At 43.3% G+C, this 13,493-nt stretch carries 12 protein-coding genes; 11 read left to right on the plus strand and 1 reads right to left on the minus strand.

What is annotated here, in order from left to right; translation table 11 throughout:
- Nucleotides 1-81: 81 nt before the first annotated feature.
- The gene (locus H8B19_RS06140) at nt 82-1,503 is read right to left on the minus strand and encodes a sodium-dependent transporter (protein WP_186505929.1); all 1,422 of its coding nucleotides are present in this window, start codon (nt 1,501-1,503) and stop codon (nt 82-84) included.
- Nucleotides 1,504-1,875: 372 nt separating this feature from the next.
- Between H8B19_RS06140 and msrA the strand changes: the two genes are divergently transcribed.
- The 11 genes from msrA to H8B19_RS06195 all read left to right on the plus strand — a co-directional run bounded on the left by msrA (nt 1,876) and on the right by H8B19_RS06195 (nt 13,485).
- Nucleotides 1,876-2,415, plus strand: coding sequence for a peptide-methionine (S)-S-oxide reductase MsrA (gene msrA, locus H8B19_RS06145; RefSeq protein ID WP_186505930.1), 540 nt, complete (start codon nt 1,876-1,878; stop codon nt 2,413-2,415).
- 310 nt (nt 2,416-2,725) lie between these two features.
- Nucleotides 2,726-3,901, plus strand: a complete 1,176-nt coding sequence (locus H8B19_RS19120; RefSeq protein WP_186505931.1) for a methyl-accepting chemotaxis protein — start codon at nt 2,726-2,728, stop codon at nt 3,899-3,901.
- A 24-nt stretch (nt 3,902-3,925) separates the two neighbouring features.
- On the plus strand, nt 3,926-4,207 hold the full coding sequence (locus H8B19_RS06155; protein WP_186505932.1) for an STAS domain-containing protein: 282 nt from the start codon (nt 3,926-3,928) through the stop codon (nt 4,205-4,207).
- 25 nt (nt 4,208-4,232) lie between these two features.
- On the plus strand, nt 4,233-5,900 hold the full coding sequence (locus H8B19_RS06160; protein WP_186505933.1) for an ATP-binding SpoIIE family protein phosphatase: 1,668 nt from the start codon (nt 4,233-4,235) through the stop codon (nt 5,898-5,900).
- A gap of 7 nt (nt 5,901-5,907) precedes the next feature.
- On the plus strand, nt 5,908-6,273 hold the full coding sequence (locus H8B19_RS06165; RefSeq protein WP_186505934.1) for a response regulator: 366 nt from the start codon (nt 5,908-5,910) through the stop codon (nt 6,271-6,273).
- Between the two features lie 14 nt (nt 6,274-6,287).
- A complete protein-coding gene (locus tag H8B19_RS06170) occupies nt 6,288-8,249 on the plus strand; it encodes a chemotaxis protein CheA (protein WP_186505935.1) in 1,962 nt (653 codons plus the stop codon).
- A complete protein-coding gene (locus H8B19_RS06175) occupies nt 8,242-8,754 on the plus strand; it encodes a chemotaxis protein CheW (RefSeq protein WP_186505936.1) in 513 nt (170 codons plus the stop codon). Before H8B19_RS06170 ends, H8B19_RS06175 begins: the two co-directional genes overlap by 8 nt.
- A gap of 4 nt (nt 8,755-8,758) precedes the next feature.
- Entirely contained in the window at nt 8,759-10,957 is a 2,199-nt protein-coding gene (locus H8B19_RS06180) for a methyl-accepting chemotaxis protein (protein WP_422121147.1), read from the plus strand.
- A gap of 20 nt (nt 10,958-10,977) precedes the next feature.
- The gene (locus tag H8B19_RS06185; RefSeq protein ID WP_186505937.1) at nt 10,978-11,799 is read left to right on the plus strand and encodes a CheR family methyltransferase; all 822 of its coding nucleotides are present in this window, start codon (nt 10,978-10,980) and stop codon (nt 11,797-11,799) included.
- Nucleotides 11,800-11,808: 9 nt separating this feature from the next.
- A complete protein-coding gene (gene cheD / locus H8B19_RS06190) occupies nt 11,809-12,429 on the plus strand; it encodes a chemoreceptor glutamine deamidase CheD (RefSeq protein ID WP_422121148.1) in 621 nt (206 codons plus the stop codon).
- Between the two features lie 12 nt (nt 12,430-12,441).
- A complete protein-coding gene (locus tag H8B19_RS06195; protein ID WP_277816385.1) occupies nt 12,442-13,485 on the plus strand; it encodes a protein-glutamate methylesterase/protein-glutamine glutaminase in 1,044 nt (347 codons plus the stop codon).
- Nucleotides 13,486-13,493 lie beyond the last annotated feature (8 nt).

The following is a 13,493-nucleotide window of genomic DNA, read 5'->3' on the forward strand; positions in this document are numbered from 1 at the left end:
TCAAGTGCACAATGAAAAAAGCCAGTAGAAAATCTACTGGCCTTTGAAAAACCGTCAACCTATTTCAGGACGACACACCGCTTAACCTATCAGGGTGATATTAAAGTACTTCATGGCTACGGTATTAATAAATATTACAAACAGAATCAGTGGAATGAATGTGCCAACAGACAAGTTGACATATTTCTCGAAAAAGCTGCCTTTGTAATTCGGATCACCTATTTCCAATTCTGCATTAAAGTTCTGACGTTTCCAGCGGTAGATAGCGAATAAACAAATCAGCAAACCATTGAAGGGTAAAATAGTGTCGTAGAAGACATCCACAATAACATCAAATACCGACTTGTTAGCACCAGCATAACTAGTGAAGTTTGTGGTCCAGTCAAAAATACCAAAAGACGTCGCAGCTAATACAGCACATGTACCCATGGTAAGCGCTAAAACACCTAACGACTTTTTACGGCTTAATCCAGTTTCCTCCATTATGGCTGCATTGGGTACTTCAATAATTGACACCAGTGAGGTAATGGCTGCAAAAAATACTAACAGAAAGAAAATCGCAGCAACGATACTTGCACCTGCGTAACCGATACTGGTTTGCAGGGCTAAGAAAATTTTGGGCAGGAAGGTAAATATCATGCCAACTGAAGAATCACTTAATTCAGCGGTGTTGGTATTCGGATTGAAAGAGAATACCGCAGGCAGCACCATTAAACCTGCAATAAAGGCGACCGCAGTATCAGTTAATGCCACTAATTTGGCCGAGCCAGGGATGGCATTATCGCGACTTAGATAGGAGCCATAGGTAATCATAATACCCATACCCAGCGATAACGAGAAAAAGGCCTGAGATAATGCGGCACTTACCACTGATGCTGTAATTTTACTGAAGTCGGGGATTAAATAGTATTCAACACCTGCAAAAGCGTTATCCAGCGTTAATACAAAAATAACCAAACCAATTAACATGATGAATAAAGCTGGCATGAGCACTTTAGCCGCTTTTTCTATCCCTTCTTTTACGCCACCTTGCAGGATTAAAAATACGATGCCGGCAACAATTGCCATGTAGAAGAAAATATCACCATGATTGATAAAACTACCGAAAGTGTCAGGATTGGCTAGTGTATCCAGATCACCAGCTAAAATACTGAACAAATAGCCAATAATCCAGACTGTAATCACGGTATAAAAGATCCCAATCATGAAGGGGGTGATAATCGATAACCAACCCGCTATTGCCCAGTGTTTTTCGCCGGGGGCGAGTTTTTTGTAGGAGCCCAGGGGATCACTACAACCTTTGCGTCCAAAGGACATTTCAGCCAGCATCACAGGTAAACAAATCAACACAACAAACAGCGCGTACATAAGTAAAAATGCACCGCCACCATTTTTTGTTGCTGCTACCGGGAAACCAACCATATTACCAATACCAACGGCTGAACCAGCAGCTGCGAGAATAAACCCTAAGCGAGAACCAAACTGTTCGCGAGGAGCACTCATATCAACTTCCTTTATTATTTTATTTTAATGTACGAGATACGGCCTGTTTCTAGCTGGCTCTGCAGAGCAAAGCAATGTAGCCGGGAGTATCAATAGGGCAGAGCTACCCTTGTTGAACAAATGGGGTATGGAATTTGTACCCTTTACCACATAGCCTGAGTATCTTCGATTCGCCCCGATGTTAACAGGCCACTAACAAAAAGTCCTAGAGTAATCACCTATAGAGCGCATAAAAGTTGTGTAATGGGCTTTTTACAAAAAACAAGGACATGCAGGTAAGACTAATGGTTAAAATTTGTGGATGAAATGTTTATGTCACGACTTTGCGCTGCGCTACACTAGCCCAATTCAAACTTAATTTGTGGAATCGTTATGGCATTAGAGCAAGCAACACTCGCCGGTGGGTGTTTTTGGTGTATTGAATCAGCGTTTAACTCTGTTGAAGGTGTAGTTAAAGCCTGGTCAGGTTACGCCGGTGGTCATTTGGATAACCCTTCTTATGAAGCGGTCTGTAAAGGCGATACTGGTCATGCTGAAGTCGTCAGAGTTGAGTTTGATACGGATAAATTATCCTATCGTGACGTTTTGGAGATATTTTTTGCACTACATAACCCCACACAGCTAAACCGCCAGGGGAATGATGTAGGCACGCAATATCGCAGTGCAATTTTTTATCATGATGATAGCCAAAAACACCAGGCGGAACAGATTATTGCTGAAATAGAAGATATGGAAATATGGCCGGACCCGGTGGTAACACAAATTGAAGCGGTAGATAATTACTGGCAGGCAGAAGACTATCATCAGGATTACTTTAAGCAAAATCCACAAAATCAATATTGCAACATGGTGGTTGCGCCTAAATTAGCCAAATTCAAACAAAAATTTGCCAGCAAACTGAAGCAGAATTAATAAGAATTTTCACCTCAGTTATCACTCGCTGAGGTGATATGTTCCCGCCTTTGCACATTCAATTATTTTTTAATACTTCCTTTTATCTCTCTGTCTTTACAGATAGCGGATTTTAGAACGCCGGTGCATCTAAGTTACTTAAAAAGCTATTAAAAATTTCTTGCACATAGAAATTTCCTACTACACTGATAGCTCAAGTTTTGATTCCTAATCTAACAATAATAACCATTTTACCGGAATTTAATCATTTGATTGTTTAAACAACAGGATCGTTGCCCTGAAATATTTGGGATGAAAAGAAAGTAATCATATGCAAATTACCGAGTACACCGAAAAACTCAGTCAACAAGCAAAATGGTCAGTGTTTGCCTGTGTAACTTTGTTGGGTTTGGTTTTGGTTTATATTGAACAAAATTTACTGGCTGTTATTTGTATTGAACTTGGTTTGTTGCCATTTTTTATATCTGCAGTGGCAAAACAACGGCCAGACTCTCCCGAAACTGAGGTTGACAAGCACACCCGACTATCGCGCTCTGAGTCGGAAAATATAAAAGCGCTTACTGCCGCTATCGTGCCCACGCTCGAAGAGTGTGAACGTAATATTTCGGATATTTTTTCAACTCAGGAAGATGCTATCAGTACCTTGAGTAGCTCCTTCGCAAATTTACAAAATCTGGTTGATTCACAGCAAAATTTTATTAACCAGTTGATTAAATCCGATGAAGAAAGTGGAGAGATGTACAGTGACAAAATGCGTGCTTTTGCTGTTGAAACCGAAAAAACCTTAGATCGTTTTATTCAGACCACCATCGATATGTCTGCCAGTTCAATGGGGTTGTTGGAAAAAGTAAACAGTATTTCCGATACCATGCCGAGGATCATCAAAGCGCTCAACGATATTGATGGAATTTCATCTCAAACTAACTTACTGGCATTAAATGCGGCGATTGAAGCTGCACGTGCCGGGGCGGCTGGACGTGGGTTTGCTGTGGTAGCCGATGAAGTGCGGGCGTTGTCAAATCGTTCATCTCAGTTTAGCAATTCGATTAAATCACAAATATCTGAAATTGATGGACAAATTGCGCTTTTGACTAAACATGTGGGGGAAGTCGCTGCACAGGATGTGACTTATATCATCACCGCCAAACGTACTATGCAAAACGCGTTAGATAGCATCATCGAGAAATCTGAGTCTGATACAAAAGTCACCCGCGAACTGGATGTCGTGGCCAAAGAGCTGGAGGCCGCACTGAATAATTCTATTCGCGGTTTGCAGTTTGGTGATATTAACGGCCAGAACCTGACTTATACCCTGAGTGCCATATCGGTACTTAGAGAAAAATTATCTGAATTGGGAGACGAAGACATTGAAGGGTTGTTAACTAAGCTGCAGGAGCACCTGCAACAGATACAACAAAAACGTAATCAACAACATAACCCGGTTTCCTCTTCATCGATGGATGCCGGGGATATTGAGTTTTTCTAAGGGACTGCGGGTAAGGAGAATGTGATGTCTGAAGTAGTAATGCCATTACCGGAAAAATTTGATTTTGGATTCAACAAAGAGTTTATGCAGCAATACCAGAGTGGATTGAGCAGGGAGGGAGTAACGCGGATTGTGCTTGATTTTAATCGGGTTACCTATCTCGACAGCTCCGCGCTGGGCATGATGGTGTTGCTGCAAAAAAGAGCGAAAGAAAAAAACATCCGTGCCGTTGTTCGCTGTGCTAAAGGAACGGCTAATGAAGTACTGAAAATGGCAAACTTTCAGAAGCTGTTCGATTTTGAGTAATCCTTAACAGGCATATTGCAGCTAAATGAATCTTAATATAGTGGTGGTTGATGACGACCGTCTGTTCAACCAAATGATCTCAACATTTTTAGCCAACCGCGGTATGCGGGTGGTATCTCTGTTCAATCTGGCAGAGGCTAAATCCTATGTGAGTCATCACCAACCAGATTTTATTTTACTCGATATTTTACTTGAAGATGGTATGGGCATTGACTTACTCGACTATATGCCCGGTCCAATTGGCCAGATTCCAATCATGATGATTACCGCTAAGGATGATCAGGACACCATACAACAATGTTTTCGTAAAGGTGTGAGTGACTATCTTATCAAGCCGCTGAATCTGGATTTGATGTGGCTGAAAATTGAACGTTTATATCGCAACTCACAATTGCAAAATCAGGTGCTGTCGCAAGCGGATGAAATGAAGCGACTGATTAATGAACGGGATGCAGAAGAGCAGATTGCCCGGCATGTATATGAATATTTAGCAGGTAATGCTAATGAACAATATCGTCAGGTTAGCTCGCTAATACGTTCATCCAGTGTTTTTAATGGTGATATTTTTATCTCGGTAAAAGCCCCCAGTGGCAATCTTTACAGTTTTCTACTGGATGCCACAGGCCATGGATTGGTGGCTGCAATCAGTGTTCTGCCGTTAGTCAACTCTCTGCCTGCCATGATTCAAAAAGGATTAGATATTGCACTGATTGCCTATGAGTTGAATCAAAAGCTCAATTTGAGTATTCCAGATGATCGTTTTGTGGCCGGTGTGATGATTTGTGTCGATATTCATACTTCACAAATCAGTATCTGGAACGGAGGAATGCCGGATGTATTAGTGCTGGATAAAAAAGGCAATATTGTTGAGCGGGTTGCTTCACAGCATATGCCACTTGGTATTCTCCATGCTAATCAATTTGATGCTTCAGTGACGACAGTTGAGATTAATCAGCAAACAGCTCACCTAGTTTTCTTTAGTGATGGACTGATTGAGCAAACCTCAATCGAAGAGGAATTTTACGGTGAACCGCGTTTACTGGATGTTTTGGCAAACAACAACAAGGTAAGTCTGTTACTGGGTGAAATTGAAAAAGACTTTGATGCCTTTAAAGGTCCGGTCGAACAATATGATGATGTGTCTGTATGCCAGATTGATGTTCTTGACTGGTTGAAAGAAGCGCAGTACCAGCAGCATCTTGTCTCTTCAAAACGCGCAAACAGCCAGGTTTCCATGGATTTAACCATTTCTGGTCATCTGCTTAATAACGTCGATTCTATGACCTTGATTAATACTTTAATGGGGCTGGCAGATATCCCGGTGGCGCTAAGGCAAAAAGCCTACACAGTCTGTGCCGAACTGGTTAGCAATGCACTGGATCATGGTGTGCTGAATTTAAACTCAAACCTTAAGAGTGATGCAAACGGATTCCTTGAATATCTGAGTCAGCGTGAAAGTGCCTGTGCCAGTTTAACGGCATCTGACTATATAGATCTTCATTTTAAATATGACGATCAGGATCAGCATATTGAGTTTCAGGTAAAGGATTCGGGTGATGGTTTTGTTAATAAAGATATGCTGCCGGCTAAGCAGGATGCACTTAGCGGACGTGGGTTAGTGTTAATCGAAAAACTGTCTGCTGAGGTAAAGCGCAACGATGTAGGAACACAGACAGAAGTGGTAATTAAATGAGGGGAATATGAGTAAAAATATTCTGATAGTTGATGATTCACCATCCATTAGGCAGATGGTAGAAATGACATTAAAAACCGCGGGTTATAATGTTACCACCGCTCAGGACGGGCAGGATGCACTGGACTGTTGTAAAGGCAGAAGCTTTGATTTTGTGCTGACTGACCAGAATATGCCGCGTATGGATGGCATAACGCTGATTCGTTCACTGCGGTCGTTGGGAGCTTACAGAACAATCCCTATTGTGATGTTAACCACTGAGAGCAGTGATGCGATGAAGGCACAAGGCAGGGCTGCAGGTGCTACTGGCTGGATGGTAAAACCTTTTGATCCGCCTAAATTGCTCGACGTGATCAGTAAAGTGTTGCGGTAAAGGCTGGGGTTATTATGTCCATTGATATGGAACAGTTTCATCAGGTCTTTTTTGACGAAAGTCAGGAGCACATCCAGGAAATGGAGCAGCTACTGATGGAACTTGATCCGGATAATGCTGATCCTGAACAGCTTAATTGCATATTCCGCGCGGCCCACTCTATTAAAGGTGGTAGCGGTATCTTTGGTTTCGATGCCCTGACTGGCATCACTCACGTGATGGAAAATATTCTTGATGGCGCCAGACAGCAAAGTCTGAAAATGACAATCCCTATTGTGGATTGTCTGTTGTCAACCGTTGATATTTTGAAAGATACATTAGACAGCTATCGTGAAAAGCAACCGGTAAATCAGGAGGCTATAACTGACGGAATCAAAAAGCTGGAAAATGTTCTGGAACAAAGCGGAGGTAAAAAGGCGCTTGCTATTGAACAGGATGAAGGATTTGGACTATTTGAACCGGTAGCAAAGGAAGGGGAAGATTTTGGTTTCTTTGATACAGAGGAGGAGCCACAGGTTATCCCGGGTGACCATTTACCGCAATCCGTTGCTAAAGAAGGTGAAGACTTTGGCTTCTTTGCCCCGCCAGAAGATGAGTCTGCCAACACTACAAACACAAATCTTGTGTCGGGTATTGCAAAAGAGGGAGAAGATTTCGGATTTTTTGAACCGGTTAACAATCATTCCGTGACCAATGCCCAGGTTGCCACGCAGGATAAATCTAAACAAGCCGTTGCAGAAGCTCCGGCAAAACGCGCATTAAAATCTACGCCAACACAAAGTCATAATGAATCCAGCAGCATCAGAGTAGACACCGGCAAGATTGATTCGCTGGTAAATCTGGTCGGTGAATTAGTCATTACCCAATCAATGTTGGCACTGATTGGTGAGAACCGTGAAAGTCGCGATGAAGCCAAATTGCAATCCAGTATTGCCGAATTAGAGCGTCATACCCGGGAAATCCAGGAAGCCGTTATGTCAATGCGGATGTTGCCTGTTTCCTTTGTCTTTAATCGCTTCCCGCGTCTGGTACGGGACTTGTCGACTAAATTGGGTAAAAAGCTGGAGCTGGTGATCGAAGGCGGTAATACCGAAGTCGACAAAGGACTGATAGAAAAACTGGTCGACCCACTGACTCACTTGGTGCGCAACAGTATTGACCATGGCATTGAAATGCCAAATGTACGAATTGAAAAAGGTAAAGACGCAACGGGTGAGGTAATTCTGAGAGCGGCGCAAAAAGGCGGCAGTATTGTTATTAGCATTATTGATGATGGAGCGGGGTTGAATCGGGAACGTATATTGAACAAAGCGATCGAAAAAGGCATTGATGCGTCCGATGCCATGTCGGATGCCGAAGTCTGGAATCTGATTTTTGCCCCGGGGTTCTCAACCGCAGAACAAATTACTGACGTCTCAGGCCGGGGGGTTGGCATGGATGTAGTTAAACGCAATATTGAGAGCATTGGCGGAAGAGTTGAAATCGAATCCATCGCCGGTCAGGGCTCCGAATTTAATATAAGACTGCCTCTGACACTTGCCATTGTTGATGGCATGTGTGTAGGAGTCGGTGACCAGATATATGTGGTCCCTTTGGTTAATATTATTGAATCTATCCAACCTCAGCCTTCACAAATTAAATCCCTTACTAAAGACAAGCTGTTATGGGTCAGAGACAAATACTGGCCAGTTATTCCGCTTTATGACTGCATGGCTATCGACAATGCACAACTTGATCCCGCAGACGCTATCGTGGTGCTAATCGAAAGCAGTAAAAAGCGTTTTGGTTTGATGGTTGATCGTTTGTTAGGGCAACAGCAGGTAGTCATAAAAAGTCTGGAACAAAATTATCGAAGGGTATCTGGTGTAGCAGGAGCAACCATTATGGGGGATGGAACAGTGGCCTTAATTCTGGACGTAGAGTCCCTTGCCAGTAGTGTTGATTTAAACAAAATTGAGAGGTTGAAGCATGAGTAAAAACGATGTCACAACCGGTGAATCCGAAATATCAAATCTCGATTCACAGGAATTTCTCAGCTTTGTATTAGGCGATGAACATTACGCACTGGATATTATGGCGGTTAAGGAGATTCGCGGATATGAAGCAGTCACTAAAATTGCCAACGCCCCTCCTTTTATTAAAGGCGTGATAAACCTGCGTGGTGAAATCGTACCTATTGTAGATTTGCGCATCAAGTTTGATGTGGGAGAAGTGACTTACAACGAATTCACCATAGTGATTATGTTGCATGTGCATAACCGTGTGGTCGGCATTGTGGTTGATGGCGTGTCCGATGTAATCAAACTGCAGGACGATGATATTCGGCCCCCGCCAGAATTTGGTGTGGCTTTTGATAGTCGTTACCTGCTTGGATTGGTACCGATAGATGATCATATGGTGATTCTGGTCAATATAGAACGACTGATCACCAGTGATGAATTTGGTTTATTAGATACTCAAGTTAACTCTGCTCAGGAGTAAAGTTATGACATTTTTAAACGGGATAAAAAACTTACTGTCCAATGGTGAAAGTCCTGCTGGAGGTTCACATCAGGCCTTACGCAATGAGCAGACGATAGCCAAGAGTTCCACCTGTTTTATGATGGCCGATGCAAATAATGTCATCATTTATGCAAACGATGCTGTGAAAAAACTGCTCAAAGATAATGAAGCCGAACTTAAGCAATCACTGCCCAACTTTAGTGCGGATAATGTGGTTGGACAGAATGTTGATGTATTTCATAAAAATCCCGCGCACCAGCAGGGATTAATTGGCAATCTGCGGGGGACTCATTCGTCTTCTATTAAAGTAGGCAGTATTCATTTTCAGCTAACCCTTAATCCATTGTTCGACCATCAACAACAACGCATTGGTACCGTGGTTGAGTGGTTGGATCAAACGCAGCTTATTACCAAAGAAGGCATGCTGGACGCACTTGACCGTTCACAAGCTATTATCGAATTCACTCCTGAAGGTATTGTTAAAACAGCCAACGACAATTTTCTACAGAGCATGGGGTATAGCCTTGATGAAATAAAGGGTAAGCATCACAGCATGTTTGTCGACCCCGATTATAAAGCTTCCCGTGAATATAGTGATTTTTGGAAAGGTCTGCGGGAAGGGAAGTTTAGTGCAGGGGAAATCAAACGTTTTGGACGTGGTAATAAAGAACTATGGTTGCAAGCCAGTTACAACCCAATTCTGGATGCCAATAATAAAGTAACGGCGGTGGTTAAATATGCCACTGAGATTACCGAGCAGAAACTCAAAAATGCCGACTATCAAGGGCAAATCGACGCCATAGGCAAATCGCAGGCGGTGATAGAGTTTGATATGAAAGGCACCATACTTAAAGCTAATGATTTGTTCCTCGAAACCATGGGATTTAGTTTTAATGAAATCAAAGGCAAACATCACAGTATGTTTGTTGATCCGGCTTATCGTGCCAGTCCTGAATATTCCCATTTTTGGGAGCAGTTAAATGACGGGGTGTTTAGTACCGGTGAGTTTAAACGGGTCGGAAAAGGTGGTCGTGAGATTTGGTTGCAGGCATCCTATAACCCCATTTTGGATTTAAATGGTAACCCTTTTAAAGTGGTTAAATATGCTACGGATATCACTGCGCGTAAGTCCGCGGTTGAAGAAATTAAATCGATTCTGATGAAACTCTCGGAAGGAGATTTAACGTGCAGAATTGAAAAAGAATTCGGGCCAGAGTTTCAGGAACTACGTGATGCAATCAACATTTTTGTTGATGATTTGTTTAACACCATTACCGACATAAAAGGCGCCGTCACGACAATTAATGGTGCTTCAAGTGAAATTGCTCAGGGCAATGCTGATTTATCTAACCGTACCGAGCAACAAGCTTCCAGTCTGGAAGAAACTGCATCAAGTATGGAAGAGCTAACAGGAACGGTTCGTTTAAACGCTGAAAATGCTAATCAGGCTAATGGCCTGGCATCGCAGGCGTCTACTATTGCGGTAGAAGGTGGCGGCCTGATAGAACAAGTGGTTAAAACCATGGAATCTATCAACGACTCATCTCAGAAAATATCTGACATTATTGGCGTTATCGATGGTATCGCTTTCCAGACTAATATTCTGGCGTTGAACGCCGCTGTTGAAGCCGCACGAGCAGGTGAACAGGGGCGTGGTTTTGCTGTGGTTGCTTCCGAAGTTCGTACACTGGCTCAACGCTCAGCAGATGCAGCCAAAGATATTAAGGCACTTATTTCTGATTCTGTATCAAAAATAGAAAACGGTAATGAACTGGTTGGACGCTCCGGTGACACTATGCAAGAGGTGGTAACTGCAATAAAAAGGGTGAATGACATCATGTCAGAAATTGCCGCAGCGTCTGCCGAACAAGCGTCAGGAATTGATGAAGTGGGTAAAGCGGTTGTGCAAATGGATGAAGTGACACAGCAAAACGCGGCATTAGTGGAGGAAGCGGCTGCTGCTGCCGAGACCCTGCGAGGTCAGGCGCAAAATCTGGCACAGCGCGTATCCGCATTTAAGTTGCAGGATGGAGATGAAGAAATACCTGTAAGTGCTCCTGTCACAAATGTCGCCCGAATGTCATCCGCTCCACTTAAAAAAGCTGTAACGCCTCAACCGTCGCGCAAAATAACTAACCCTAAGGTCCCGCAAGGGGAAGAAGATGATTGGGAAAGCTTTTAGATACGGATTAAGAGGTTTCTATGGCCGAATTTGTGCAGAACAGGGAGTTTGCCTTTACGCCTGAAGATTTTGATCTGGTCAGAAAGATCTTATTTGCTAATACCGGGATAAAGCTGGCTGATAGTAAAGATTCGATGGTCTATGGCAGATTATCGCGGCGGCTAAGGCAGTTAAAGTTAACGTCATTTAATCAATATCTGCAATTTCTGGATTCAACACCGGAAGAGCTGGAAGTTTTTATTAACGGGTTAACGACTAATCTCACTTCATTTTTTCGTGAGCCGCATCATTTTGAAGTATTAACGCAATTTTTAAAGGAACAAAAAGGCCAAATTAAAATTTGGTGCTCTGCCAGTAGCACTGGTGAAGAGCCTTATTCACTTGCCATGACGGCCGTGGAAGCATATGGAAGTATGACTCCGCCGGTGTCAATTCTGGCATCCGATATCGATAGCAGTGTGTTAGCCAAGGCCAGCGAAGGGATTTACGAATTTGACCGAATTAACAGCATGAGTAAACCGAGGTTAAAGCAGTTTTTTTATCGTGGAAAAGGGGCAAATGCAGGCAAAGTCAAAGTGGTACCTGAGTTACAAAAGCTGATCAAATTTCAGAAAATCAACCTGATGGATAATAAATGGCCGATGCAACCGCCGGTAAATGTCATTTTTTGTCGTAATGTGATGATTTATTTCGACAGACAGACACAAATGGCCATTTTTGAACGCATGTTGGCTCTATTACCCAATGGTGGTTTATTTGTCGCGGGTCACTCAGAAAACTTTGCCAATTCTTCACCCAGACTTAAAGCGCTGGGGCATACCGTGTACAAGGTAATCAGTTGAGGGGTAGATGTGAGTGTAATTGATACAGATAGCCATTCTGCGGACATCAGCCCTAACCGATACTTTGACCGCAATTTTGATCGGGATGCGGTAAAAATATTGCCCGGGGAATATTATGCAACCAAAGATGACACCATGATAGTGACGGTGTTGGGATCTTGTGTGGCTGTTTGTTTGAGTGATGCTTCTACCGGTATTGGGGGCATGAACCACTTTTTATTGCCAAATGATGAAAGCACAGGAATGGAGGTGTTATCCGAATCTGCCCGCTATGGAGTGTTTGCTATGGAATTGCTGATTAACCAAATGCTAAAACTCGGGGCGCAGCGGAAAAGGCTGGAAGCGAAAGTATTTGGTGGTGGCAATGTGCTAAAGGGACTTACCCTGAATAATGTGGGAGAACGCAATGCCGATTTTACAATTAATTATTTAAAAGCTGAGCGCATTCCTGTGCTGGCCAGTGATTTACTGGATGTCTATCCTCGTAAAGTCTATTTTTTCCCGGATAGCGGAAAAGTAATGGTCAGGAAGATTAAATCTCTGCATAACAGCACTATTATTGATCGTGAAAGTGAATACCGTATGCGCATTCGTCAAACACCGAAAGGGGGAGATATTGATCTTTTCTAAGCGAGACTGGTTATGATTAAAGTGCTGATTGTAGATGACTCCGCATTGATTCGTAGTTTGTTGACCGAAATATTTTCCGCTGAAGCTGATATGAATGTAATTGGCGTCGCTCCGAACTCCTATGTTGCCCGTGACATGGTTAATCAGTTTGCCCCCGATGTCATTACATTGGATATTGAAATGCCAAAAGTTGATGGACTGACCTTTTTAGATCGGTTAATGAAAGCGCGGCCTACTCCTGTGGTGATGATCTCGACTCTGACTGAGAGAGGTGCCGATGCTACTCTGCGTGCTCTGGAGCTTGGCGCAATTGACTTTGTTGCCAAACCAAAGGTTGGTGTGTCGGAAGGCATTGAGGCCTATCGTGTTGAGATTGTTGAAAAAGTACGCGAAGCTGCAAAAGCCAGAGTAAAAAAAAGAACAACTTCGGCTACGGCACAACCCTTAAAAATAAGTTATACCGGCACGGAAAAAATTATCGCAATAGGTGCTTCCACAGGGGGGACAGAGGCGATAAAAACCGTGCTGAACCAGTTGCCGGCCAATTGCCCTGCTGTGGTGATCACCCAACATATGCCGCCGGGGTTTACCAGTCGATTTGCTGACAGGCTGAATAAAACCAGTCAGATGAACGTTATGGAGGCGAGCGACCGGATTCGGATTCTGCCGGGCAATGTATATCTGGCGCCGGGTAACCTGCATATGCAAATAGAAAAGGACGGCGCAAATTATCAAATCAGATTGAACAACGGACCTTTGGTCAGTTGTCATAAACCCTCAGTGGACGTGATGTTTGATTCTTTGGCCGATAATGTGGGTAAAAACGCGCTGGGGATATTACTGACAGGTATGGGAAAGGATGGCGCCCAGGGGTTGTTCAATATGCGTAAGGCGGGGGCAGTGACCATGGCGCAGGATGAACAAAGTTGTGTGGTCTATGGTATGCCAAAAGAAGCTGTAAATATGGGGGCCGTACAGCAAGTATTATCGCTGGACGCAATCGCTCCGGCCATAACTGATTATCTGAAACACACCTCAGTAACCAGCCGGCTTTAATCAATACA

The organism is Neptunicella marina (genome assembly GCF_014270035.1).
Taxonomy (GTDB): Bacteria; Pseudomonadota; Gammaproteobacteria; order Enterobacterales; family Alteromonadaceae; genus Neptunicella; species Neptunicella marina.